This is a genomic window from Pseudomonas duriflava (assembly GCF_007830155.1).
Taxonomy (GTDB): Bacteria; Pseudomonadota; Gammaproteobacteria; order Pseudomonadales; family Pseudomonadaceae; genus Chryseomonas; species Chryseomonas duriflava.
Map to the genome: position 1 here is coordinate 1 of NZ_VLKY01000010.1, position 24,770 is coordinate 24,770.

Annotated in this window: 20 protein-coding genes; 6 read left to right on the forward strand and 14 right to left on the reverse strand. The window is 53.3% G+C overall.

Going from position 1 to position 24,770, the window contains the following annotated elements; translation table 11 throughout:
* Positions 1 to 58 precede the first annotated feature (58 nt).
* Positions 59 to 526 (forward strand): Hsp20 family protein, encoded by a 468-nt coding sequence (locus IQ22_RS14830; protein ID WP_145143353.1) that lies wholly within the window; start codon positions 59 to 61, stop codon positions 524 to 526.
* A gap of 54 nt (positions 527 to 580) precedes the next feature.
* Here the strand turns inward: IQ22_RS14830 and IQ22_RS14835 are convergent, their stop codons facing one another.
* From IQ22_RS14835 to IQ22_RS14890, 12 genes are all read right to left on the reverse strand, one after another.
* Positions 581 to 1,903 (reverse strand): TRAP transporter large permease, encoded by a 1,323-nt coding sequence (locus IQ22_RS14835; RefSeq protein ID WP_145143355.1) that lies wholly within the window; start codon positions 1,901 to 1,903, stop codon positions 581 to 583.
* Complete coding sequence (locus IQ22_RS14840) at positions 1,903 to 2,430, reverse strand: TRAP transporter small permease (RefSeq protein ID WP_244309172.1); 528 nt, start codon at positions 2,428 to 2,430, stop codon at positions 1,903 to 1,905. The genes IQ22_RS14835 and IQ22_RS14840 overlap by 1 nt, the downstream gene beginning before the upstream one ends.
* A gap of 52 nt (positions 2,431 to 2,482) precedes the next feature.
* Complete coding sequence (locus IQ22_RS14845) at positions 2,483 to 3,529, reverse strand: TRAP transporter substrate-binding protein (protein ID WP_145143357.1); 1,047 nt, start codon at positions 3,527 to 3,529, stop codon at positions 2,483 to 2,485.
* Positions 3,530 to 3,945: 416 nt separating this feature from the next.
* Positions 3,946 to 4,845, reverse strand: coding sequence for a hydroxymethylglutaryl-CoA lyase (locus tag IQ22_RS14850; protein WP_145143359.1), 900 nt, complete (start codon positions 4,843 to 4,845; stop codon positions 3,946 to 3,948).
* Positions 4,832 to 6,754, reverse strand: coding sequence for an acetyl/propionyl/methylcrotonyl-CoA carboxylase subunit alpha (locus IQ22_RS14855; RefSeq protein WP_145143361.1), 1,923 nt, complete (start codon positions 6,752 to 6,754; stop codon positions 4,832 to 4,834). Before IQ22_RS14855 ends, IQ22_RS14850 begins: the two co-directional genes overlap by 14 nt.
* Positions 6,751 to 7,551: a gamma-carboxygeranoyl-CoA hydratase gene (locus tag IQ22_RS14860; RefSeq protein WP_145143363.1), complete on the reverse strand. Its 801-nt coding sequence runs from the start codon at positions 7,549 to 7,551 to the stop codon at positions 6,751 to 6,753. Before IQ22_RS14860 ends, IQ22_RS14855 begins: the two co-directional genes overlap by 4 nt.
* 9 nt (positions 7,552 to 7,560) lie before the next feature.
* Positions 7,561 to 9,168, reverse strand: coding sequence for a carboxyl transferase domain-containing protein (locus IQ22_RS14865; protein ID WP_145143365.1), 1,608 nt, complete (start codon positions 9,166 to 9,168; stop codon positions 7,561 to 7,563).
* Positions 9,165 to 9,620 (reverse strand): MaoC family dehydratase, encoded by a 456-nt coding sequence (locus IQ22_RS14870; protein WP_145143367.1) that lies wholly within the window; start codon positions 9,618 to 9,620, stop codon positions 9,165 to 9,167. Before IQ22_RS14870 ends, IQ22_RS14865 begins: the two co-directional genes overlap by 4 nt.
* Positions 9,617 to 11,239 carry an acyl-CoA synthetase gene (locus IQ22_RS14875; protein ID WP_145143369.1) on the reverse strand — a complete coding sequence of 541 codons (1,623 nt, stop codon included), beginning with the start codon at positions 11,237 to 11,239 and terminating at the stop codon, positions 9,617 to 9,619. Before IQ22_RS14875 ends, IQ22_RS14870 begins: the two co-directional genes overlap by 4 nt.
* A 21-nt stretch (positions 11,240 to 11,260) precedes the next feature.
* Positions 11,261 to 12,643, reverse strand: a complete 1,383-nt coding sequence (locus IQ22_RS14880) for a GntP family permease (RefSeq protein WP_145143371.1) — start codon at positions 12,641 to 12,643, stop codon at positions 11,261 to 11,263.
* 41 nt (positions 12,644 to 12,684) lie between these two features.
* A complete protein-coding gene (locus tag IQ22_RS14885) occupies positions 12,685 to 13,851 on the reverse strand; it encodes an isovaleryl-CoA dehydrogenase (protein WP_145143373.1) in 1,167 nt (388 codons plus the stop codon).
* Between the two features lie 44 nt (positions 13,852 to 13,895).
* Positions 13,896 to 14,282, reverse strand: coding sequence for a MerR family transcriptional regulator (locus IQ22_RS14890; RefSeq protein ID WP_145143375.1), 387 nt, complete (start codon positions 14,280 to 14,282; stop codon positions 13,896 to 13,898).
* Positions 14,283 to 14,537: 255 nt separating this feature from the next.
* On the opposite strand from IQ22_RS14890, the gene IQ22_RS14895 reads away from it, so the two are divergent.
* Positions 14,538 to 16,226, forward strand: a complete 1,689-nt coding sequence (locus IQ22_RS14895) for an AMP-binding protein (protein WP_145143377.1) — start codon at positions 14,538 to 14,540, stop codon at positions 16,224 to 16,226.
* A gap of 233 nt (positions 16,227 to 16,459) precedes the next feature.
* On the opposite strand, the gene IQ22_RS14900 is transcribed toward IQ22_RS14895, so the two are convergent.
* Complete coding sequence (locus IQ22_RS14900; protein WP_145143379.1) at positions 16,460 to 16,699, reverse strand: hypothetical protein; 240 nt, start codon at positions 16,697 to 16,699, stop codon at positions 16,460 to 16,462.
* Positions 16,700 to 17,374: 675 nt separating this feature from the next.
* On the opposite strand from IQ22_RS14900, the gene IQ22_RS14905 reads away from it, so the two are divergent.
* From IQ22_RS14905 to IQ22_RS14915, 3 genes are all read left to right on the forward strand, one after another.
* Positions 17,375 to 18,595: a hypothetical protein gene (locus tag IQ22_RS14905; protein WP_145143381.1), complete on the forward strand. Its 1,221-nt coding sequence runs from the start codon at positions 17,375 to 17,377 to the stop codon at positions 18,593 to 18,595.
* A 65-nt stretch (positions 18,596 to 18,660) separates the two neighbouring features.
* Positions 18,661 to 19,341: an HAD family hydrolase gene (locus IQ22_RS14910; protein ID WP_145143383.1), complete on the forward strand. Its 681-nt coding sequence runs from the start codon at positions 18,661 to 18,663 to the stop codon at positions 19,339 to 19,341.
* A 103-nt stretch (positions 19,342 to 19,444) separates the two neighbouring features.
* On the forward strand, positions 19,445 to 20,032 hold the full coding sequence (locus tag IQ22_RS14915; RefSeq protein ID WP_145143385.1) for an SIS domain-containing protein: 588 nt from the start codon (positions 19,445 to 19,447) through the stop codon (positions 20,030 to 20,032).
* A gap of 48 nt (positions 20,033 to 20,080) precedes the next feature.
* Here the strand turns inward: IQ22_RS14915 and IQ22_RS14920 are convergent, their stop codons facing one another.
* Positions 20,081 to 23,656 carry an indolepyruvate ferredoxin oxidoreductase family protein gene (locus IQ22_RS14920; protein WP_145143387.1) on the reverse strand — a complete coding sequence of 1,192 codons (3,576 nt, stop codon included), beginning with the start codon at positions 23,654 to 23,656 and terminating at the stop codon, positions 20,081 to 20,083.
* Between the two features lie 129 nt (positions 23,657 to 23,785).
* Between IQ22_RS14920 and IQ22_RS14925 the strand changes: the two genes are divergently transcribed.
* Entirely contained in the window at positions 23,786 to 24,697 is a 912-nt protein-coding gene (locus IQ22_RS14925; RefSeq protein ID WP_145143389.1) for a LysR substrate-binding domain-containing protein, read from the forward strand.
* Positions 24,698 to 24,770 lie beyond the last annotated feature (73 nt).

The window sequence follows — 24,770 nt, forward strand, 5'->3', positions numbered from 1 at the left end:
CGGGAGGCCGAAATCGGGTCCCGCCAGGAAAACTTGCTGACTCTCAGGAGATTTCATCATGACTAATTTATCCCTTGCTCCGCTGTTCCGTCATTCCATTGGATTCGACCGTTTCAACGATCTGTTCGAGGCTGCGTTGCGTAATGAATCGGGCAGCTCGTATCCACCCTACAACGTTGAAAAGCACGGCGATGACCAATACCGCATCGTGATTGCAGCCGCCGGCCTGCAGGAAGACGACCTTGAGCTCGAAGTCGAGCAGAGCGTGCTGACCGTACGGGGTGGCCGTCGTGAGAAGAACACCGACAGCGTGACCTATCTGCATCAAGGCATTGCCCAGCGTGCGTTCAAGCTGTCCTTCCGCTTGGCTGACCATATCGAAGTGAAGGGGGCCAGCCTGAAAAACGGCCTGCTGAGCGTGGATCTGGTTCGGCTTGTGCCGGAAGAAGCCAAGCCCAAGCGCATTGCCATCAATGGCCAGTCACCAGCAGACGAAAAGCCGGCCATCGAAGGTCAGGTGGCTTAAGCCGGTTGCGCAAACGCAGCAACAAAAGGGGCGCCCGTTGACGCCCCTTTTTTCTTAGCTGAGCCATCGTACTAGGCACAACGTAATACCAGGGAACAGTACAAGAATTACGACGCGGATAAAGTCCGATAGCAGGAAGGGTACGATGCCCCGAAAGCAGTCACGCATGGGGATATCTCTAGCCATGCTGCTAATTACATACACATTCATGCCCACAGGCGGCGTGATCATGCCGATTTCAACCACCATCAGGGCTAGAATCCCAAACCAGATGGCCTTTTCGGTCTCACCCAGGCCCCAAAAGTCCAGCCCCATAATGACAGGGAAGAAGATTGGAATAGTGAGCAGAATCATGGACATGGTATCCATTACGCAACCGAGGAATAAATACAGGATCAGGATGCTTGCCAGAATTACAAAAGGTGGCAAGCCGCTGGCTGTAATCGTCTCGGCCAGGTAGTTTGGCAACTGCGACAAGGCCAGGAAGGAGTTCATGATGTCTGCACCAAGCAAGATCATGAAGATCATGCCAGTGGTAACCGCAGTTCCGTAAAGTACCTCTTTAAATTCGCGAAAGCGCATCTTGCCCAGAGCAAACGCGAAGATGCCAGTACCCACCGTTCCGATAGCAGCCGCTTCGGTGGGGGTGAACCAGCCGCCGTAAATGCCACCCAATACCAGTAAAAAGATCAAGAATACTGGCCAGATACCGCGCTGGGCAGCCAATCTTTGCTTCCAGGTAAGCCGCTCCTGCGCTGGACCTGCGTCGGGTTTCAGGCGTACATAGATGCCAATAGCAATCATGTAGCCAATAGCAGCGAGGATGCCTGGGATAAACGCAGCCATGAACAACTGGGCAATGTTCTGCTGGGTCAGAATGGCATAGATAACCAGCACGACTGAAGGCGGAATCAGAATGCCTAACGTGCCGCCAGCAGCCAGACAGCCTACTGCCAGTGCTCCGGAATACCGGTAACGACGTAGCTCCGGCAGCGCTACCTGACCCATGGTCGCCGCTGTTGCGATTGAGGAGCCGCAGACTGCGCCAAAGGCTGCGCAGGAGCCGACGGCAGCCATGGCCAGCCCGCCACGCCAATGGCCGATCATAGCAGCCGCTGCGCCAAACAAACCACTGGCCAATCCTCCGCGAGAAGCGAACTGCCCCATCAGTAGAAAGAGTGGAATGACCGAAAGATCGTAGACGGTATAACGGGCGTAGGCCGCGCTTTTTAGAAAATTGAGCAAAGGGTCCCAACCGCTTAGCGATACATAGCCGGCCACGCCTGTCAGTAGCATGGCAATAGCAATCGGAATGCGAATAACTAATAAAACCAGCAGAACGGCCAGGAAAATCCCGCCTAAAGCGACGCTACTCATTATGCATGCTCCCCGCCGCGCAGGTCTTGCCAGGCGGTATACAGCGAAACGACAACCAGCAGGGCGAATGCAGGCCCGAAAACTGACATGGGCCACCATAGAGGTAGTCCCAGAATAATAGATTCCTCACCTGTCCCATGAGCGTCTAGGGCACCGATTACCGACCGCCAAGCCAGTAAACCTGCTGCTGCAGCTGTGAGCAAACCGCCCAGTGCGTCCATGATGTTACGTAGGGCAGCCGGTGCATTCAGCGTGAATACATCGACAATGACATTTCCACGGCGTAACTGACACAGCGGCAAAAAGCACATAATGGCAACGCCGCAACCCATCTGGACCAGTTCGACATCGCCTAGCAAAGGCTCATCAAAAAATGTTCGCATGAAAATGCTGTAGGCCGACATGAGTGTCATAGCCACCAGAACCAGACCACCAATGAATGCCAGCAGACAGGCCAGCATATTGAGGACATAACCTACCGGCTGGGCACGCGTATACTGCGTGAGCCGAATCTGCGATTCACTCAAAATTATCCCCTCCCGGAAAACGCCAGCCACAGGACGTGGCTGGCCTGTCGCATCAACGCTGGATTTGAGCGTTGTACTTCTCGATCAGCTCATGGGTTTCTTTGAGCAGGGCGTCGCCATTGCTATAACCCTTACCTGCGACTTCCTTCACCCATTCTTTTTCCATAGGTTTGGTGGCTTTCATCCACTTTTCTTGCTCTTCTTTCGGCAGGTAATAGATCTGATTCCCACGGGATTCGGCGAGTTTGTGGCCGGTCTCGACAACCTGAGTATCCCAGATACGTCCAGCCTCGGCGGACAGAGTACTGCCACTGTTGTCATCGATGATCTTTTTCAGGTCATCCGGAAGGCTGGCGTATTTGTCGTTATTCATGGCCAGGATAATGACGGTGTAGTTTAGAGCCGGCATGCCTTGAGCCATCTCGGTATGGTACTTGACCAATTCATGCAGTTTTAGAGCAGGTACTACGTCCCATGGTACAAGAGTGCCGTCTACAACACCCTTGGCCAGTGCTTCGGGTACTTGCGGTACGGGCATCGCAACGGGAGTACCGCCCAGCAGGCTGATAATCTTGGTCGCGGTACGGTTGGACGTGCGTAGCTTCATGCCTCGGAAATCAGCCATGGTCTTGATTGGCTTTTTAACGGTGTGGAGCAGGGCACCGTCCGTCAAATGCGTAGCCAACAGGTGCATACTGCTGAACTCTTTCTGACCATGTGCCTGGACGAAATCCCACATGGCTTGGCTTCCCGCTTCAGCAGAGCGGTTCATAAAAGGCAGTTCGAACACCGAAACCAGTGGGAAGCGCCCACTGCTATAGCCTGGCAAGGTCCAGACGACATCAACTACCCCATCCCGAACCTGATCCACCAGTTGAGGAGGCGTACCGCCGAGCTGCATGGAGGGATAGAACTGGAATTGGATACGTCCGTTAGATTGCTGGGTGATTTTTTCAGCCCAGGGTTTAAGGAAATCTTGTTGGGTAACCGAATTCAGCGGGAGGAAGTGGGCCACTTTCAGCGTGACGACAGGATCATCGGCCTGAGCGAAGGGGGCTGTTAGAGAGAGGCTCACGAACAGAGCGCTCAAGAGTTTCATGCTCTTTTTCACTGGGATAGTCCTTTTTTGTAATTGTTGTATTGCAAGGGAAGGCTCTAGCGGCCTTTAGCTAGCGACCCGAGATAATCCGCTGTGGATGGCCTCAAGCCAGTACTTCTATGCTGGCGGTGAACCTATAGCCAAATCAATTCGATCTTACGCCAATTGTTCGATAATCGCACAATACCCAAATGTTGAGCCACGATATTCGAACCGTATTAAGTAATACCAGCGTAATTTTTTTATAGCGCAACGCAAAGCGTTTATCGGCTCAATGGAAGTATTCAGCAGATGAGCTTCCTAATAAAGGTTCTTACGGAAAGCAGCTAATCAGACAGGTTTTAGGGGAGGGGGCTTGTTACTAAAACGCCACGGATGCTTTCAGATGCCGTGGCGCTGATTTATAAACTATTTCTTTAGCTTTTAGTAAACGCACGGGCTACACGAGAGCCGTTTTCGCGACCTAAAACCTGGCAGATACGCTGTCCGGCATTGATCAAACGTGGAAGATCGACTCCGGTTGGTATACCTAGGCCGTTAAGCATGTAAAGCACATCTTCGGTAGAGACGTTTCCGCTGGCGCCGCTTGCATAGGGGCAGCCCCCGAGCCCTGCAACGGAGCTATCAATCACGCAGACACCTTCTAGTAGTACAGCATAGAGATTGGCAAGCGCTTGGCCGTACGTATCATGAAAATGTGCGGCTAGCCGAGGGCGGGGTACGTGTTGGGCAACACACTCAATAAGACAGCGCGCTGCGCCGGGAGTACCCGTACCAATAGTATCACCCAAGGAAATTTCGTAGCAGCCCATATCCCAAAGCTCACGAGCCACGCGGGCCACTTGGAGAGGCGGAATATAGCCCTCATAAGGGCAACCCAGTACACACGATACATAACCACGTACTGCAATACCGTGGTGCTCGGCCGCCTGCATGACAGGAATAAACCGCTTCAGGCTTTCCGCGATGGAGCAATTGATATTGCGCTGGGAAAAACTTTCCGAGGCCGCGGCAAATACGGCGACTTCTTTAACGTCTGCTTCGAGCGCAGCTTCAAAGCCCCTTAAATTAGGTGTTAGGGCTGCATAAGTAATACCAGCCCTATATTGGATTTTTGAAAATACCTCATGACTTCCTGCCATTTGAGGAACCCACCTAGGAGAAACGAAACTACCAACCTCAATGTAATCAAGACCTGTTTCCGACAGATCGTTTACCAATCGAACCTTGTCCTCAACGCTGATAGGCATTTTCTCATTTTGTAGTCCATCACGTGGGCCTACCTCTACTAGACGAACACGTTCAGGCAGCTTCATGGGCAGCCTCCATTTCAACTAAAGGGGTACCCTCAATCACCATATCGCCTTCCTGGCAGAGTAGGGCTTTAACCGTTCCAGCCGTATGGGCACGAATGGTGTGCTCCATTTTCATGGCTTCCAGAATAACGAGAGGAGTGTTCGCCTCAACATACTGACCGGGCTCCACCAGGATCCGCACGACACTGCCGTTCATAGGGGCAGTTAGTCCATTACCATGAGCAGGATCTGTTTCCAACGCTACGATTGGATCGAAGCGGGTGACTGTATGCAATTCGCCGTTCCATTCAAGATAGAGTGTTTCGCCGCGACGAAATACGGGCAATGCAGTCCTAGGTGTTGTGTTATTAGTAAGAACTACACGATGCTTTTCACCTTCGCTCAAGAGGGTAATCTCTGGTTGAGCAGGCAGAACGGACCGCCATCCCGTGGCTGTTGACCAAGGGGAATAAGCATCATCGCTTCGTACCTTTCCAGGTTCGCTTGCAAGGAATGCCTGGGCTGCCGCTTGCCAAAAAAATTCGTCTCGTTTGGCTGGCGAAGGAAGTAGATCGTCTTGGTAGCGTGGGATAAAACCTGTATCCAACTCGGCTTGTGCAAACGCGGAGTGAGCCAGGATCCGCTTGAGAAAGGCAAGATTGGTACGTACTCCACCTACATGGGTTTCGTTCAGCATAGCCAGCAATCGCTGACGAGCCTCTTCACGACTTTCACCCCAGGCGACTATCTTAGCTAGCATAGGGTCATAAAAGGGCGAGACGGTATCGCCTTCAACGACACCACTGTCGGTTCTGCGTCCGGGTCCTTCAGAGGGTTCCTGATAGAGATGCAAAGTACCGGTTGCAGGAAGAAAATCGGTACTAGGATCTTCCGCATACAGGCGCACCTCTATGGCGTGCCCCTGCAAGGGAACCTGCTCCTGCGTGATGGGAAGTGGTTCCCCTCGAGCTGTACGGATCTGCCAAGCCACCAAGTCCAGACCGGTAATCGCCTCCGTGACTGGATGTTCAACCTGTAGGCGTGTATTCATTTCCATAAAGAAAAATTCGCCTTGGTTGTCGAGCAGAAACTCCACGGTACCAGCTCCTACATACCCAATTGCCTGGGCAGCCCTCACGGCAGCTTCGCCCATGGCCTGGCGTAGCGCAGGCGATAATCCGGGAGCGGGAGCCTCTTCAACAACTTTTTGATGACGTCGCTGAATTGAACAGTCCCGTTCGTTCAAATAAAGGCAGTGACCCTGTTGATCGGCAAAAACCTGTATTTCTACGTGTCGAGGTTTCAACACGTACTTTTCGACCAACATGCGTGCATCACCAAAAGCGGATTTCGCTTCACGTTGAGCGGAGGCTAAGGCTTCTGCCAACTCAGATTCATGCTCGACAATTTTCATCCCTTTACCCCCTCCGCCAGCCGCTGCTTTAAGCAGCACGGGGTAGCCGATCCGCTCGGCCTCCTGAAGGAATGTTTCTATAGATTGATCTTCGCCGTGGTAGCCCGGCACTAACGGAACGCCGGCATTTTCCATCAGCGCCTTGGCGGCAGCTTTACTTCCCATGGCTTCAATAGCGGAGGCGGGCGGGCCGAGGAAGAGCAGCCCTGCCTCTTCGATAGCTTGAGCAAAGGCTGCGTTTTCAGAGAGAAATCCATAGCCGGGATGAATAGCCTGAGCACCACTATGTTTTGCCGCCGCAATGATGTTATCAATACAGAGGTAGCTCTCGCCTGGTCTATTCCCGCCTAGATTGATTGCACAATCCGCCTCGAGCACATGCTTTGCCGTCGCGTCTACCTCGCTATGTATCGCCACACTTTTGATGCCTAACGACCTGGCAGTACGCATAATGCGGCAGGCGATTTCGCCCCGGTTCGCTACTAGCAGGGTATCGAGTTGTTTTAGGGTACTCATTGGATATTCTCCTGCCAGGCGGGGGTACGCTTTTCCAAAAAGGCACGTAATCCTTCTTGACCTTCAGGGCTGACACGAAGCATAGCGATGCAGTGTTGCGTACGTTCCCGGATAGGATCATCGAGGACGGCGGCTGCGCCTACGTCATGCAGTAATGCCTTACAAGCTTTCAACGCAGCGGGACTGTTCAGCAACAGGGTACCCGTCCAAGAGTTAACTGCCTGTTCAAGCTGATCCGCTGGGTAGGTTTCGGCAAGCAGCCCCAGGGACTGAGCCTTTTCACCCGAGAAACGCTCGGCGGTGAGGGCGTAGCGGCGTGTAGCACGCTCACCAATCGCCCGGACGACATAGGGGCTGATGACCGCAGGGGCCAGCCCGATACGAACTTCCGATAGGCAGAACATGGCATCCTGAGCACCAATGGCCATGTCACAACAGGCAACAAGACCCAGTGCGCCGCCAAAGGCCGCTCCTTGAACCACAGCCAGGGAAGGTTGAGGAAGGTGGTAGAGCTTTTCCATCAGTTGGCTTAACAATCTAGCGTCGGCGCGGTTTTCCTCCAGGGTGAGTTGTGCTGAGGCCTGCATCCAGGCGAGGTCGGCGCCAGACGAGAAATGGCGGCCACGCCCTCTAAGGATCACTAAACGAATAGATTCATCCGCATAAATTTCATCCAGCGCCTGGATCAGCTCAGCTATTACGTCAGCATTAAAGGCATTATTCTTATCAGGCCGGTTTAGCCACAACGTAGCCACGCCATTTATGTCTTGTTCGAATTGTAGCGTCTGGTAGGTCATAGGAATCCCTTACATGCGGAACACGCCGAAGCGGGTCGATTCAATGGGCGCATTGAGAGCTGCGGAAATCGCTAGAGCCAGAACATCGCGCGTCTGAGCGGGGTCGATAACACCATCGTCCCAAAGGCGGGCGCTGGAGTAGTAGGAATGGCCCTGATGCTCGTACTGTTCAAGAATCGGTGCCTTGATTGCGGCTTCCTCTTCGGCACTTAACGTGCCGCCAGCCCGTTCAGTCTGCTCGCGTTTGACCTGGGCAAGCACGCCCGCTGCCTGCTCACCACCCATTACGCCAATACGGGCGTTGGGCCACATCCAGAGGAAGCGGGGATCGTAAGCGCGGCCACACATGCCATAGTTGCCTGCGCCAAAACTGCCACCAATGATGACGGTCAGCTTAGGGACCTGTGCGCAGGCTACCGCTGTAACCAATTTAGCCCCATGTTTCGCAATACCACCGGCTTCGTACTTCTGGCCCACCATAAAGCCGGTGATGTTCTGCAAAAAGATCAGAGGAGTGCCGCGCTGGCAGGCCAACTCAATGAAATGGGCACCTTTCTGAGCCGCCTCAGCGAAAAGAATGCCATTGTTGGCCAGAATCGCGACCGGATAACCGTGCAGATGCGCGAATCCGCAAACCAGCGTAGTACCGAATAGTGCCTTGAACTCGTCAAATTCACTGTCATCCACCAGCCGCGCAATCACATCACGTACATCGTACGGCTGCTTGGGATCGGCAGGAATTACGCCATAGAGTTCTTCTGGCAAGTACCGGGGCGGTACAGGTAGGCGAGTCTGCAACTGGCCTTGTTTACGCCAGTTGAGATGGGCAATACAACGGCGTGCCAAGGCAAGGGCGTGCTCATCGTTTTCGGCATAGTGGTCAGCCACGCCAGATGTTTTGCAATGAACATCCGCACCACCCAGCCCTTCAGCAGTCACCACTTCACCTGTCGCCGCCTTGACCAGTGGCGGACCGGCCAAAAAGATTGTCGCTTGATTGCGAACCATAATGGTTTCGTCTGACATCGCCGGCACGTAGGCACCTCCAGCGGTGCAAGAGCCCATTACGACGGCAATCTGTGGAATACCCAACGCACTCATGGTGGCCTGGTTGAAAAAGATACGGCCGAAATGCTCACGATCTGGAAATACTTCGTCTTGCCGTGGCAGGTTGGCACCGCCTGAGTCAACCAGATAGACGCATGGAAGGCGGTTTTCCTTGGCAATCGCCTGGGCTCGCAAATGCTTTTTGACGGTCAGTGGATAATAGGTACCACCTTTTACCGTCGCATCGTTGGCAATGATCATGCATTCGATGCCTTCGACACGCCCGATACCCGCCACAACGCCTGCAGCAGGTACGTCCTCGCCATAGACCTCATGGGCAGCCAGTGGGCTGATCTCCAGAAACGGCGAGCCCAGGTCTAACAGATGGTCGATACGGTCACGTACCAGGAGCTTGCCGCGGGAGGTATGCCGCTGCTGAGCCTGGGCGCCACCACCTTGCTGAATATGATTCAACACATTCCGCAGGTGTTTGACCTGTTCCAGCATCGCGCTCCGGTTTCGCTGGAACTCTTCCGTCTGTGTATGTAACCGGGACGTAAGAATGCTCATGACTGACCTCCAGCCTGGCGGTTGATTAGCAGAATTTTCCCCTGGGCCTCGGCAATGGTTTCACCACGTTGGTTCTGGCATACACCCTGAAGTACAGCGATTCCTCCGTTATGCCTGGGCTTTGCCAATGTTTCTTTGATCGTCCACGTTGTAGTCAGGGTGTCGCCAGCGAATACGGGCGCGAGAAATTGACAGTTGTGCTCGAGATAAGCCGTGGCCGTCCCGTAGAAGTACATGCCAATGGAGGCGGACATCAGGGCGCCAGTCATGGGGCCATGCAGGATGCGCTGGCCGAAGCGGCTGCTCGCACAGAACTCGTCGTTACTGTGTAAGGGATTGAAGTCTCCAAACAGACCGCAGGCGCGGGAAATATGGGAGCTATCAATAGTCAGGGTCTGACCAAACGTATCGCCTTCGGCGATTTCATCAAATGCCTTGCCTACGAAGTTCATGGGTGGGCCTTATTGTTTTCTCGTTCGCGTAGGGCACCGCGGATAATCTTGCCGGTGGCAGTCAGAGGGAGGCTGTCAAGAAACTCGATTTCTCTGGGATATTCATGGGCAGCCAAGTATTGCCGTACGTGTTGCTGCAACTCACTGACGAGCCTGTCATTAGGCGGATACCCCTCGCGGAGCACAACGCAGGCCTTGACGATTTCGGTACGGGTTGGGTCCTTTTTACCGATGACGGCTGCCATTTTTACGGCAGGATGCTTGAGCAGGCAGTCTTCAACGGGCGCAGGACCTATGCGATAGCCCGCGCTAGTAATGACATCGTCGTTGCGGCCCAAAAAGTAGACATAGCCGTCCTCATCCTGATAGCCGCGATCCCCTGTGATCAGCCAGCGGCCCCGGTATTTCTCATCAGTGGCCTCCGGTTTGTTCCAATAGCCGAGCATCTGATTAAGATTTGGTGCTTCGACCGCAATATCGCCAGGCTCTCCAACAGGCACTTCACGTCCATTGGTATCTACGATGCCTACCGTATAACCGGGCACTGCCTGCCCAATAGCACCGGGTTTATGGATGCCGCGCGTCGCGCAGGAGGAAAGCACAAGGTTACATTCGGTCTGCCCGTAAAATTCATTGATGGTCAGGCCAAACACCTGTTTTCCCCAGGCTAGGAGTTCATCTCCAAGGGATTCTCCTCCACTGGCAATAGAACGGACCCGAAGCGTCCAGCGTGTTTCTGGGGAATTAACCTGGCGCAACAGCTTAAGGGCGGTGGGCGGGAAAAAGACGTTGCGAATGCCGAGTTCTTCCAGCAGGGCAAACACGTTTGCCGGTTCGAATTTCTCCGCCCGGCAGGCCACCACCGGAATGCCCAGATACCAGCTTGGCAATAATACGTCGAGCAAACCTCCGATCCAGGCCCAGTCTGCTGGCGTCCACATAAGATCTCCAGGCTGTGGGAAGTCGTCGTGGGAAACACTAACGCCCGGCACATGGCCTAGCAGTACGCGATGCGCATGCAGGGCACCTTTTGGGTGGCCCGTGGTGCCTGAGGTGTAGATGATTACTGCTGGGTCATCCGCTGTGCTGCGGTGGGTTTCAAAATGATCCGATGCCTGTTCAGTCTGTTCCCAATAGTTGAGGACACGCGAATCGTCCAAAGCCGTTGATGTGGAGTAGCAGAACCGTAATTCAGGTAGGTCGGCCCATATCTGCTGAACTTTGGTACACCCATTCTCATCCGTGATCAGGGCGCTCATTGCGCAGTCACGAGCCCGGTGACGTATAGCGTCCAAACCGAACAAACCAAACAGGGGCACGGCAATGGCGCCCAGCTTGTACAACGCAATATGAGCGACTCCGGCTTCCAGGCTTTGAGGCAACATAATGCCGACCCGATCGCCCGGTTTGATGCCCTGGTTAACTAAGCTATTGGCTAAGCGGTTGGCATGGATGTGCAAGTCATGAAAGCTATAACGGCTGATATGACCATCCAAGTCTTTCTGGATCAGCGCCAGCCGTTCAGGCTCGCGATGTGCCCAACGATCACAACAGGCATCAGAGATATTGAAAAATGCGCCGGGCTGCGACCGTTCAAGTTCAAGAGAGAACGTGTGCATGAATTATTATTCTCCACGTCGTCAGAAGGCGCCGAACATCGCTCCAAGAATCATGACTACGACCAGACTGGTCAGCGGAACTACGGTTGTCATCATGAAGATCTGTGGGTAGGACTGCCGGTGAGTAAGCCCACAAATGGCCAGCAAGGTGATGACTGCACCAGAGTGCGGCAACGTATCCAGCCCACCGGCTGCAATAACGGCCACACGGTGTAACAGCTCAGGGCTGATGCCAGCCGCCTGGATCATTTGTACGTAATCGGCCCCTAGGGTACGAAAGGCAATGCTCAACCCGCCTGAGGAGGACCCGGTAATCCCGGCCAGGACGTTCATGGTAAGTACCACGCCAATCAGCGGATTGCTGGGCGATAGCTCCAGCAGGGCCTGCCGGATAATGGCAAAGCCAGCAAGGCTGGCGATAACAGCACCGTAAGCCACTTCAGAAGCGGTATTGAGTACGGGAAGAAACGAGCCGAAAGCCCCTTTGTTGACTGATAGCTTGAGATCAGCCCAACGGCGCCAATGCAAAAGAATCGTGACGACGATTGAGATCATTAGCGCCAGCAGCACGGCCCAGAGACCAATAACAGCACTGGGTTGAACACTGCCGAAACGCTCCTGCTGAAGAAAGTTCAGGTCCATGCCCGGCAAGATCCAGTAGGAAAAGGCTGCGTTCAGCGCTATTACCAGAATGATTGGAATGATTGATGGCAAAAAATGCGGATTGCCTTCATGAGTGACGGCAACTTCTTCCTTGTGCTCGCCATAGCCTTCACCTTTCGCCATATTCTTGCGTGCTCGGCTTTGCAGCCACCAGACGCCCAATATCAGCATTGTTAAGCCACCGATAAGGCCAAGCCCTGGGGCTGCGAAGGTATTAGTACCCAGATAAGGAGCCGGAATAGCGTTTTGAATCGAGGGGGCGCCCGGAAAAGCAGTCATCGTGAAGGTAAAAGAGCCCAGCGCAATAGCAGCCGGGATATAGCGCTTAGGCGTGTTGCTTTCCCGAAACAGAACCGCTCCGATGGGATAAACCGCAAAGGCCACCACGAATAGGGAAACACCGCCATAGGTCAGGACACCACAGGCAAGTACAACCGTCAGGATCGCGTGGCGCGGTCCCAGCACGCGCATAATGGCGTTGGCGATAGTGCGTGCTGCGCCACTGTCCGCAATCAGCTGACCAAACAACGACCCCAGGATAAACAGTGGAAAGAATTTAATCAGGTAGCCGCCCAGCTCCTTCATGAAAACCTGGGTATAAGTCGGCATCATGTAAAGCGCCTCACCGCTAAGCAACAAGGCGAGACTGGCCATTAGAGGAGCCAGGACGAGAACGGTAATGCCCCGGTAGGCAAGGTACATCAACAGCACGAGCGATATCAGGATGGCGAGAGAGCTCATGTTTTGTACTCTTGTTATAGATATGGGAAGAGCGGTGGGGCTTACAGGGTTTCCTTAAACAGTTCCCGTCCGATCAGCATCCGGCGAATTTCGCTGGTTCCCGCGCCGATTTCATACAACTTGGCGTCTCGCAGAAGTCGTCCGGTAGGAAATTCATTGATGTATCCGTTGCCGCCCAGAATCTGGATGGCATCCAGTGCCATTTGAGTGGCGCGCTCTGCCGTGTAGAGGATGACGCCGGCAGCATCCTTACGCGTGGTTTCGCCCCGGTCACAGGCCTGGGCTACGGCATATAGATAGGCGCGGCTGGCATTGAGGTGGGTATACATGTCAGCCACCTTGCCCTGGATGAGCTGGAACTCCCCAATGCTTTGCCCGAATTGCTTGCGATCATGAATATAGGGAACGACCACATCAAGGCAAGCTTGCATAATGCCGGTAGGGCCACCTGACAGGACGACACGCTCATAGTCGAGCCCGCTCATAAGCACTTTTACGCCACCATTGAGCGATCCCAGAATATTCTCCTCCGGCACTTCGACATCATCGAAAAACAGCTGGCAGGTATTCGAGCCGCGCATCCCCAGCTTGTCGAACTTGTTGCTGCGGGAAAAGCCTTTCCAGTCACGTTCAACGATAAAGGCTGTAATGCCATGCGGCCCCTTATCGAGATCGGTCTTGGCATAGATCACATAGGTATGGGCGTCTGGCCCATTGGTGATCCATGTTTTGGAGCCATTGAGAACGTAATGGTGGTCGCTACGCTTTTGCGCCTGTAATTTCATCGAGACCACATCCGAGCCAGCATTGGGCTCGCTCATGGCCAAGGCCCCGATGTGTTCACCGGAAACGAGTTTGGGCAGGTATTTTGCCTTCTGTTCCAAGGTGCCGTTGCGGTGGATTTGATTAACGCACAAGTTGGAATGGGCGCCGTAGGAAAGGGCTACAGATGCCGAACCGCGACTGATTTCCTCCATGGCAATTACATGCGCCAGATACCCCAGTGCCGCGCCACCGTATGTTTCTTCGACGGTAATCCCAAGCAGACCCATCTCGCCAAATTTGCGCCACAAGTCTTGTGGGAAAGCATTATCGCGATCAATGGCCTCAGCCCGCGGTGCAATCTCTGCCCGGACAAAGCTCTGCACCTGATCACGCAGCATATCCAGGGTTTCGCCAAGGCCAAAGTTGAGGGAAGGGTATGACATAGGGCACCTGTGGTTGTTGTTATTGTTGTGAAGTGTAGATGCGCTCAGGCGGTTGTGTTCGCCATCTCCAAAGCGGCGCGACAACGCTCTTCAGCGGTATCTAATTCGAGTTGCATCTGCTGGATATCCAGTAATTGCTGTTCGAGTTGCGCCCGACGTTCGGCAATCTTGGCCAACATACTGTTCAGTTGCTTTTGATTACCTGAGTCAGGATCGTACAGTTCGATCAGTTCGCGGCATTCCGCCAGAGAAAAACCAAGACGCTTACCGCGCAGGATCAGTTTTAGCGCGACCCGATCGCGTGCCGAATAAATACGTTCCTGTCCACGGCGTTCGGGGGAAAGCATGCCTTGCTCTTCATAGAAGCGAATGGTTCTTGTTGTAATGTCCAGCTCTCGAGCCAAGTCAGAAATACTGTAGGTCACGGCCATAATGCTCTCTGCGCTTACCTTTACGTTAACGTAAACTTGCCTTTGTACGCTGTCAACAGCGTCATCAGGTCTGCTATAGCGAAATGACTCCAAACCTTCAGGCTGATCCCAGCTTAGAGTGCTACATAGGGAATACATCAGGCTTTAGTTGAAAGAGGGGCTTGATATGGCCTTTACGTTAACGTAAAGATAACAGCGCTTTAGTGGTAGCCAAATGAATCAGCAGTCCCATAACAACGACAAGAAGGGAAGGCCATGAATCAACCAAGCTATACCCAGGGCCGTCAGGACAAGCCATTGTTGGCGATGACTATTGGCGAGGCCTTCGATGCCACCGTCGCACGCTATCCTGAACGAGAGGCACTAATCGTCCGCCACCAGAACAGGCGTTTGACATGGCAGGTCTTGGCCGATGACGTTGACCGCTGTGCCCGTGCGTTGATAACGCTAGGCGTGCAAACGGGTGACCGATTAGGCATCTGGGCGCCTAACTGTCTGGAATGGTGCGTCACCCAGTTCGCAAGCGCGAAAATCGGTGCCATTCTCGTCAATATCAATCCCGCGTATCGGGTAAGCGAGCTGGAGTATGTGCTCAAGCAATCCGGCTGCTCTTGGCTGGTTTGTGCCCATGCGTTCAAGACAAGCGATTACCACGCCATGCTTGGCGAATTACTGCCGGATCTTTGCAATCAGGTGTCGGGAAGCCTGACATGCCAAAACCTGCCGGATTTAAGAGGCGTCATTACCTTAGGCGAAGACGCACCGCCTGGTTTTCTCCGCTGGGCTGGATTGGCCAACCTGGCGACACACACACCGGCGACGGTTTTACACGAACGCAGCGCTCTGTTGCAGTTCGATGATCCTATTAATATCCAGTACACCTCAGGCACTACGGGATTTCCCAAAGGCGCGACGCTCAGCCATTACAATATTCTTAATAATGGCTACATGGTGGGTGAAAGCCTGGGTTTGGGCGAACAGGACCGCCTGGTGATTCCTGTGCCGCTGTATCACTGCTTTGGGATGGTCATGGGCAACCTGGGCTGCCTTACACATGGCTCGACCATGATCTATCCGGCTCCGGCGTTCGAGCCGTTAGCCACGTTGGCTGCCGTGGCGGAGGAAAGAGCAACAGCCTTGTATGGTGTCCCCACGATGTTCATCGCTGAGCTGGACCATCCCGAGCGTGCTCAATATGACCTGTCCTCGTTGCGCAGCGGCATCATGGCTGGCTCAACTTGTCCTATCGAAGTCATGCGTCGTGTTATTAGCGAAATGCATATGAGCGAAGTGCAAATTGCCTATGGCATGACCGAGACCAGTCCTGTATCCCTGCAAACCGGTCCGGAAGATGAACTGGAGTTACGCGTTACGACCGTAGGACGTACCCAGCCGCACCTCGAAAGCAAGATCATCGACGAGAATGGCCGTATCGTGCCGCGTGGACAGATTGGAGAGCTGTGCACCCGCGGTTACAGCGTTATGCTGGGTTACTGGAGCAACCCGAAGGCAACAGCTGATGTATTGGACGACGCGCGCTGGATGCACACCGGTGATCTCGCCTGCATGGACGAAAATGGGTATGTACAGATTGTAGGCCGCAGTAAGGACATGATCATTCGCGGTGGCGAAAACATCTATCCGCGGGAAGTAGAAGAGTTCCTGTTCCGGCATCCCGCTGTGGCGGATGTTCAAGTAATCGGCATTCCCGACGAGAAATACGGTGAAGAGATTGTTGCCTGGGTAAAACTGCACGCTGGTTATAGTGCTCAGGAAGAATCCCTGCGCGAGTACTGCAAAGCTAATATCGCACACTACAAAGTGCCACGGCATTTCCGCTTTGTGGACGCGTTTCCAATGACGGTGACAGGTAAAATCCAAAAATTCCGCATGCGGGAAATAATGATCGAGGAGCTGGCCCAAGCGCCGAGGCGGGCGTCTTAGAGCAAGCCAGGCAGTTATAGAACGCCTTGCCCTAAGCGACTCGATACAGCACAAGGTTCGATTCGTGCGGATGTCTCAGGTCGTCAACAGCTGGAAGAGAGCCGTCCTTGCCCCCTGTTTGCTAGAGAGGGCAGGACTGTTAATGCTTCCAACACCAAGGCGGGACACGCATGGCAGCTATAGTCAAAAGCATCTTTGTATAGGTCGCAACGAAGACAGGAGCATTCGCGGCGCTAATCGCTAGTCAGCCTTATACAGGCTACCTCCTGGGCCTCGCCAATCGTTTGGGAAGTTATGCAAGTCTTGCCAGCGCTGTCACTGTAAATCTCCAGAAATTCACTCTTTACCGAGAGGATCTGCAGAACATGTGTCTTCTGGCCAGACTCAGGAGCTTCAGAGTCATCAAATGCGGTAATCAGAAAAAGATCAGGATCTAGTTGCTCAAGAGCTTTAATCAAATCACTAACAGTCATGACCCGGGCCCCTTTACATCATTAAAAATAAATCATCAACAAGTTCTGATCAAGGTATGCATTAGATCGGTTAAAACTTTATATAGGTAATCTAAATGTTAGATGCTTTGAGATTCATTAATATGCAATCTTTTGTAATGATTAATAGTTAAAAATTTGAAAGAAATAATTGGGTTAGGTTTCATTAGACTATAAAAACATGACGAAAGGCTAGATTTGGCCAGCTGCCATCGTCTCCAAAGTGTACCGCTTGGCTACAGGCTTTGGTTGATGGTAGTTAATTTTATTCAGGTGATAAACTTATACGGGTAGATATTTTATGTATAACTTTATTTTGAATTACTGCTCTAGTTTGGCGATTACGTAAAAATACACCCTCATAAAACCTATACGGCGCCTTTTCTTGGCTATCAATGTGGAGTAAGACTGACCAACAGCGCCCTTCCGCTCGTCTCCTGGATAGAAACTATTGCATGAGTTTTCTGTCTGTAAAGTACAGAGCGCGATTAAAAATGGCCCTATAATTATAGAATGTTTTATCTTCTATTTGATAATTAATAATAAGCGTCTCCTTAACGTCTCACTAATTTAAATCACATATTTGACTAATTGGTCTTGCGGCCTATTGATCAGCGAGGAGCTATATCCTCTAGGTATAATCGGAGTATAAGCGATATGTTGCACATCCATTTTGGTACAGGCCGACTTGGCTTGGGTCTTGTTGGTTCCTTTTTCCAGAGTTCCGATTCAGAACTCTTTCTTCTTAATCGTGCCGTTTCAAATGGAAGTGCGACAGGCTGTACCAAAGTAACCCCTAGCCGACGTAATGAACTCCTGATGAACCACCCACGCAAAGAATATGTGGTTTCAACTCCAGGAGGAGCTGCCCAGCCCCGGGAGCGTATTCGGTACAAAGGTTTCTTCGCCTATGAGGACGGCAATGTCGAAATGCCCATTCGTGATATTGTCGAGCTGTCTCAGCAGAAGTCCAGGGGCGTTGTCGTAACAGCATCGGTACTGACTGTTGAACATTATGGCCCTGTTATCGATGCGCTTAACGTGATTTGCAAGGCAAAGGATAAAAGTGATGGGGCGATGGGTAACGTTTACCTGATTGCCTGTGAGAACACTGTGGATGCTTGCGAGGTGCTACAGGATGACAGCCTGCAGGGTCTAATTGCAGAAGAGACCCGTCGACACATCTGCTGCGTACATACCCTGGTGGATCGTGTTTGCGTCGAATTGGAAGAGGCGTTGATCGACGGCGAGCCAACCCTCGTTGTGCGGGCAGAGGAATATGGTTCTCTTAAATTGCAGATTGGACCAGATACCGAAGAGCTGCCCCACATACTCGGCAATACGAAAATAGAATTTAGTCGACATTTGGAGATCGAAAAGGAGATCAAGGGCTCCCTGCTTAATGGGTCGCACTGGTTGATTGCCTTGACTGCCTTTCATGAAACCAACGGTAATCCCGAAGTGAGGCTCAATGAGTTCATTCAGGAAACCGACAATCACCGCCTGTATGCCCAGGAAGTCGTCAATGAAATGAGGGATGGTTTGGAAGCTTTATTACGGTCAAAGCCCAAATATGCCGACTTTGTTCGTGATGTCGATGTATCTGCCTACCTGGACGGAGCAGCCCAGTCCATTCTGGCCCGTTTCGAGGCCAATGCCGATACGATCCATCGCATCCTGGCGCGCTTCCGTGCTCCCACACCCGATGAGGTAACGACCGTACAAAAGTTTATCGATCGATTCCTGCATAGGATCGAAGAGCCACTGCTGGCCTATGAGCAGCAAAAGGGCACGCCCGCCAAGTCGGCAACACAGGGCTTGTTCAATCTCTTCCGCCTGCAGGCATCCGGTACGTATATCGATACACCACATGACTGATCACTCACGCATACTCTGTAAGGGTGGTTACCACCCTTACACCTGACTCTAAAGAGGCTGAACGGATGAAGTTTGAGGCATTAATCTTTGACTGTGATGGTGTATTAATCGATAGCGAGATTCTTGTCTGTCGCATCGCAGCCGAAGAGCTGACAAAGCTTGGCTACTCCATTACGACAGAGCAAGTGATTCAGCGCTTTGCTGGTCGGCCCGATTATGAAATGAGGGCGGAAATAGAGCAGGAGTGGGGCCAACCCATTCCGGCAGGCTACCGAGACAGCGTTAATCAACGGACCGTTGAGTCCTATGCGACCGAGCTGAAAATCATGCCTGGTCTTCTGCATGCGCTTGACCAGATAAAATTGCCCATTTGTGTAGCCTCCAGTAGCTTTCCCGAGAAACTTCGGCTTGGTCTTGATACCGTGGGTCTCTATGAGCGCTTTATGCCCAATGTGGTAAGCGCAACCTTGGTCGCACGTGGCAAGCCAGAGCCTGATGTGTTTCTCTTTGCGGCCGGGTGGATGAAAACCAGTCCGCTTCGCAGTCTGGTGATCGAGGATAGCGTAGCCGGCGTAACCGCTGGCATACGGGCAGGAATGACGGTAATTGGCTTTGCCGGAGGCGCACACTGCGATCTCGCCCATGGCCAGCGGTTACTCGACGCGGGGGCTTCTTCTGTTTTTTGCGATATGCAGGAGTTACCCTCTGTCATAGATGCCATGCAGGCAGACCAAGCACGCGCATAACGCTAGGTCATCAAGCAAACTGCTTCTAGGCAGAGATCAAACGTAATCTAGAGATGGCCAACCTGAGTGATGACTCTAGGTTGACCAGCAAAACGAGGTATCAGTGGAAAAGAGTATTATTGCAAGCCTTACCGAGTCCCAAGCAGCCCTGAATGCTTTCATAAAGGACGAGCTTGCTATTTCAGCCATTGCACAGGCCGGGCGTTTCCTTGTTGAGGCTTTCACCCGCAGCGGCCGCGTTTTCAGCTGCGGTAACGGCGGGTCCATGTGTGATGCCATGCATTTTGCCGAAGAGCTGTCTGGCCGCTATCGTCAGGACAGAAGAGGGTTGGCCGCCGTTTCCATCAGCGACCCCAGTCACCTGAGCTGTGTAGCGAACGATATGGGATACGCTCAGGTTTTTTCCCGCTACCTTGAAGCTCATGCTAGAGCGGGTGACTGTTTGGTAGCGTTCAGTACCAGTGGAACGAGCGCTAATGTGGTGGCCGCAGCCACCTATGCCAAAGAACACGGGATTACGGTTATTGCGTTGACCGGGCGTCGCCATTCGCCTTTGAGCGAGTTGGCTGATGTAGAAATCTGTGCGCCGGGAGGTCCGTATGCCGATCGTGCACAGGAGCTTCATATCAAAGTGGTTCATATTTTGATTGAGCTGGTAGAGCGGGAACTGTTTCCAGCTAATTATGCATGATTGATTGAAGGCGCCGCCTTGACGCTGGCGTCAAGGCGGCGCCTTTCGCTACAGCTGTGTTGTACGAGTCCGCTGCAAGGCCTCCTGTACCTCGGTGGCAGCGTCTACAAATGAGGCTTGTTGCCTCAGGCGGGCCAGCAGTTCGGCACGCTTGCGTTCGGCAGTAGCCAGATAGCGCTCCTGTACCGGGCCGAAACCTCGAATATCCAGCGGCAACTTGGCAAGCTCAACCGCGAGGGAGTAATTGTCAGGTGTCAGAAGCTGCAGGATCTCATCCAGGTTGGCTTCGTATTCCCTGAGCGTCCTCAATTCCCGCTTGCGGTCTTCAGTGCGGGCAAAGGGGTCCAGCCAAGTATTGCGGATACCTTTCAAACGCGCCAGCACGCCGAAGCCTTTCATCATCCATGGACCGAACTGCTGCTTCTTTGGATCCTCATCAGCCTTGGATTTGTTAAAGATAGGCGGAGCCAAATGAAAGTTGAGCGTATAGTCGCCTTCAAACATCGAAGCAATCTTGCGCTGGAAATCACCATCGGTATACAGGCGCGCCACCTCGTATTCATCCTTGATAGCCAATGCCTTGTAATAGGCGCGGGCCACAACATCGCTCAGCTCGCCAGGTTTGCCCATCAGGGCAGCATCGGCTGCCTTGATCTTCTCGATACGATCCAAATAACGCTCGGCATAAGCGGTATTTTGATAAGCCGTCAGATCATCCACACGGCGTAGAATCACTTCCTCAAGCGTTTTGGATAGCTGATGCGAGGCGGTAACAACGGAGCCTTCCTTAACCTTCTGCTCGACCCGCGCCTGGTCAACCGCTGCTCGACGGCCCCAGATGAAGGCTTTCTTGTTCAAATCGACTGCAGTGCCATTCATCTCAATGGCTTGGAATAAAGAGTCCTGACTGACCGGCAGCCAACCCTTCTGGTAAGCCACTCCCATCATGAACGTATTGGTGGCGATTGAATCGCCCATCAGGGCCGTAGCCATGCGGCTGGCATCTAAAAACAGGGTACGGTCTACACCTACGGTATCAGCGAGCTGAGCCGCCATGGCCTGGGTCTGGAATTGTGGATCCGGGTTAGAGGTCAAGTCACCACTCGCTGCCTGATGAGCGAAGGTCCGTACAAAGTGGCTGGTCACGCTTTCATGGCTGTTGATCAAAGCATTGGTGACGCCCTGACGCAGTTTGTCTAACGTATCGGTATTGGCGCTAACGATCAGATCCCCCCCTAAAAGCAAATTGACTTCACCTTCAGCTATATGCGGGGCGAACAATTGTTCCTGGTGGTTGGCAATACGTACATGAGACCAGACGGCGCCACCTTTTTGGGCAAGGCCGGCCATGTCCAGCGTTAACACACCCTTGTTTTCCAGGTAGGCCGCCATGCTCAACAACGCCCCAATGGTGACGACGCCCGTACCGCCCACGCCTGTTACCAGGATACTGTAAGGCTCACTTGCCGAAGCCAAAACCGGTTCGGGCAGATCCCATGTGTCAGATGGGGCGTCTGCTAGCGCTGCGGCTTTACGCAACCTGCCGCCCTCTACTGTTACAAAACTCGGGCAGAAACCAGACAGGCAGCTGAAATCCTTGTTACAGGAGGATTGATCGATTTCCCGCTTTCGCCCGAACTCGGTTTCAACTGAACTAACCGACATGCAATTGGACTTGCTGCTGCAATCGCCACAGTTCTCACATACGGCCTCGTTGATGACGACACGGCGGGCCGGGTCTGGATAGGTGCCACGCTTGCGACGGCGACGCTTTTCTGCCGCACACGTCTGGTCGTAGATGATGGCGGACACACCCGGATACTCACGCAGCTCGCGCTGTACCTTATCCAGTTCGTCTCGATGCTTAACGGGTACGTTCTCAGCAAGGTTGGTGATCGCCTTGTATTTATCCGGATCGTCTGTAATGACCACGATGCGTTCGATTCCCTCGGCACGTAGCTGTTGGGAAATCTGCGGTACGGAGAGTGTGCCATCTACGGGTTGGCCCCCGGTCATGGCCACGGCATCGTTATAGAGAATCTTATAGGTGATCGGTACTTTCGCCGCGACAGCGGCACGAATCGCCAAGAGGCCCGAATGAAAGTAAGTGCCATCGCCCAGGTTCGCAAAAACATGCTTGGTCTGTGTGAAGGGAGCCTGACCCACCCAGGCAACACCTTCACCGCCCATCTGGCTAAAAGTCTGAGTGTGTTCGGGATAGATCCAGGTTGCCATGTAATGACAGCCAATGCCGGCCAAGGCACGGCTACCCTCAGGCAACTGAGTCGATGTGTTATGGGGGCAGCCAGGGCAATAATGAGGCATACGGGCCATCTTTGTGACCAGCCCACCTTTGGCCGCCAGTTGTGCGTCTAGCACGGCGAGCCGCATCTGCAACAAGCCATTGGACTGGCGCTGAAGAACCCGCTTGGCCAGCGCACGAGCGATCTGGGCAGGCGTCAGGTCGCTGGTTGCAGGCAACAACCAGTCGGTATGAGGCAGCGACCATTCGCCCTTGTCATCGAACTTGCCCACGATGCGTGGACGCACGTCTTCGCGCCAGTTGTAGAGCTCTTCCTTAAGCTGGTATTCGATCAGCTGGCGCTTTTCTTCAACCACAATGATCTCTTCCAGACCTTCGGCGAAGTGGCGGACGCCTTCGGCTTCCAGCGGCCATACCATTCCCACTTTGTAAATGCGAAGACCGATCTGCTCGGCCATGGCTTCGTCGATACCTAGAATCTTTAGTGCCTGACATACTTCAAGATAGGACTTTCCTGAAGTAATGATGCCGATACGGGCATTAGTCGAATCATGAGTAATGCGATCAAGGCCATTGGCTCGCGCATAGGCAAGGGCGGCATATAGCTTGTGTTCAAGCAGGCGCTTCTCCTGTACCAAGGGCGGATCAGGCCAGCGAATGTTAAGGCCGTCCGCTGGGAGCTGATAGTCCGGTACCCTTGGCTGTACACGAAGCGGATCAATGTCGACGACTGCACTACTTTCTACAGTTTCGGAAATCGCTTTCATTGCTACCCAGCAGCCTGAATAGCGGGACATGGCCCAGCCGTGCAGTCCAAAATCAAGGTATTCCTGAACACCAGAAGGCGATAGCACCGGCATCATTACCGCTTTGAAAATGTGCTCAGTCTGGTGAGGAAGGGTCGAAGAGCGAGCGCCATGGTCATCACCAGCAATCACCAACACACCACCAAACCGCGAAGAGCCTGCTGCGTTGGCATGGCGGAAGACATCCCCACAACGATCTACGCCCGGGCCTTTGCCGTACCACAGGCCGAACACACCATCGTACTGCGCACCCTGGAACAGATTGACCTGTTGAGAGCCCCATACAGCTGTGGCCGCCAGGTCTTCGTTCAGGCCCGACTGAAAAACGATGTGATTGTCTTTGAGATGCCGTTGGGCCTTCCAGAGCGCCTGGTCCAGGCCCCCTAGGGGAGAGCCACGATAACCGGAAATGAACCCAGCCGTGTTATGGCCAGCAGCCAGATCGCGCTGGCGCTGCATCAGGGGGAGACGAACCAGTGCTTGAATACCCGTCAGCAGAATACGACCGCTTTCCAGGGTGTACTTTTCATCCAACGTCTTGTTGGCTGCACTCATGGGCTATCCTCGGTTTATTGTTCTTGTCATCGGGAGTGGAATACACAAGATCCCGTTTGCCTTTGAGTGTAGGAAGCGGTACAGGTAGCGTAAAATTATAAAAACCGCACTCAGGTATTCGAAAATCAGATGGCCAGTTCCAAAGATATTTCGATGCGTCAACTACGGTACTTTGTGGCTGCCGCCACGGCTGGGCGTTTCTCCCAGGCGGCCCTGGACGTACATGTTTCCCAATCGGCCATTACCTCTGCCGTAGCGCAGCTGGAGGAAAGCCTGGGGGTTAGTCTCTTTGAGCGGCAATCTTACGGGGTCGCGCTGACCGCAGAGGGGCACCGTTTCTTGCAGCATGCCCGGCATATTCTCGATACGTTGAACGACGCGCTTAAAGAGCCGCTGTTCCTGAGCCATACCCAGGAAGGTACGGTACGGGTCGGGGCAACCTATGCCGTACTGGGATATTTTCTGCCCAGTCTCCTGGCCCGCTTCAAGCGGAGTTACCCGCAGATTGAAATCGATCTGATGGATATGGACCGCCCCAGTATCGAAGCCGCCGTTCTCGAAGGGCATCTTGATTTAGGCGTTATTATCGTCTCTAACAGCGAGGCCCTCGAACGGTTCGAGCATTACGTCCTGATTCGCTCACGTCGCCAGCTCTGGCTCGCCAGTCATCACCCGCTGATGGCAAGGACGGACATCACGCTCAATGATGTAGCCGAGCACGCCTATATTCTCGGTACGGTAGAAGAAGGCGAAGCGTCTACGCAGCGCTATTGGCAGGCACGAGGCCTGATGCCAAAAGTTGCCTTTCGTACATCGTCGATGGAATCTGTACGCGGCCTGGTCGCCCATGGGTTCGGAGTTACCATTCTGTCGGATATGGTATTTCGAACATGGTCACTGGAGGGCAAGAAAATAGAAGTAAGACCGCTAAACGATGCTGTACCGCCTATGGAGTTGGGGCTGATCTGGCGCCCTGATCTGGCGCTTCCTCTGGCAGCTGAAGCCTTTCGGCAGTTTCTGATTCAGGCATGTGGAACGTAAGGGCGGTTTCACTCAGGCCACCAGTTGTCGTATAACCCTGTATGACCTATCCATAATCAAAAGAAAGGAGAGC

What these genes read in the sequence shown, in the direction of transcription:
- IQ22_RS14830 (WP_145143353.1), top strand. Translation starts at nt 59, where the DNA reads ATGACTAATTTATCCCTTGCTCCGCTGTTCCGTCATTCCATTGGATTC.
- IQ22_RS14835 (WP_145143355.1), bottom strand. Translation starts at nt 1,903, where the DNA reads ATGAGTAGCGTCGCTTTAGGCGGGATTTTCCTGGCCGTTCTGCTGGTT.
- IQ22_RS14845 (WP_145143357.1), bottom strand. Translation starts at nt 3,529, where the DNA reads ATGAAACTCTTGAGCGCTCTGTTCGTGAGCCTCTCTCTAACAGCCCCC.
- IQ22_RS14850 (WP_145143359.1), bottom strand. Translation starts at nt 4,845, where the DNA reads ATGAAGCTGCCTGAACGTGTTCGTCTAGTAGAGGTAGGCCCACGTGAT.
- IQ22_RS14855 (WP_145143361.1), bottom strand. Translation starts at nt 6,754, where the DNA reads ATGAGTACCCTAAAACAACTCGATACCCTGCTAGTAGCGAACCGGGGC.
- IQ22_RS14860 (WP_145143363.1), bottom strand. Translation starts at nt 7,551, where the DNA reads ATGACCTACCAGACGCTACAATTCGAACAAGACATAAATGGCGTGGCT.
- IQ22_RS14865 (WP_145143365.1), bottom strand. Translation starts at nt 9,168, where the DNA reads ATGAGCATTCTTACGTCCCGGTTACATACACAGACGGAAGAGTTCCAG.
- IQ22_RS14870 (WP_145143367.1), bottom strand. Translation starts at nt 9,620, where the DNA reads ATGAACTTCGTAGGCAAGGCATTTGATGAAATCGCCGAAGGCGATACG.
- IQ22_RS14875 (WP_145143369.1), bottom strand. Translation starts at nt 11,239, where the DNA reads ATGCACACGTTCTCTCTTGAACTTGAACGGTCGCAGCCCGGCGCATTT.
- IQ22_RS14880 (WP_145143371.1), bottom strand. Translation starts at nt 12,643, where the DNA reads ATGAGCTCTCTCGCCATCCTGATATCGCTCGTGCTGTTGATGTACCTT.
- IQ22_RS14885 (WP_145143373.1), bottom strand. Translation starts at nt 13,851, where the DNA reads ATGTCATACCCTTCCCTCAACTTTGGCCTTGGCGAAACCCTGGATATG.
- IQ22_RS14890 (WP_145143375.1), bottom strand. Translation starts at nt 14,282, where the DNA reads ATGGCCGTGACCTACAGTATTTCTGACTTGGCTCGAGAGCTGGACATT.
- IQ22_RS14895 (WP_145143377.1), top strand. Translation starts at nt 14,538, where the DNA reads ATGAATCAACCAAGCTATACCCAGGGCCGTCAGGACAAGCCATTGTTG.
- IQ22_RS14900 (WP_145143379.1), bottom strand. Translation starts at nt 16,699, where the DNA reads ATGACTGTTAGTGATTTGATTAAAGCTCTTGAGCAACTAGATCCTGAT.
- IQ22_RS14905 (WP_145143381.1), top strand. Translation starts at nt 17,375, where the DNA reads ATGTTGCACATCCATTTTGGTACAGGCCGACTTGGCTTGGGTCTTGTT.
- IQ22_RS14910 (WP_145143383.1), top strand. Translation starts at nt 18,661, where the DNA reads ATGAAGTTTGAGGCATTAATCTTTGACTGTGATGGTGTATTAATCGAT.
- IQ22_RS14920 (WP_145143387.1), bottom strand. Translation starts at nt 23,656, where the DNA reads ATGAGTGCAGCCAACAAGACGTTGGATGAAAAGTACACCCTGGAAAGC.
- IQ22_RS14925 (WP_145143389.1), top strand. Translation starts at nt 23,786, where the DNA reads ATGGCCAGTTCCAAAGATATTTCGATGCGTCAACTACGGTACTTTGTG.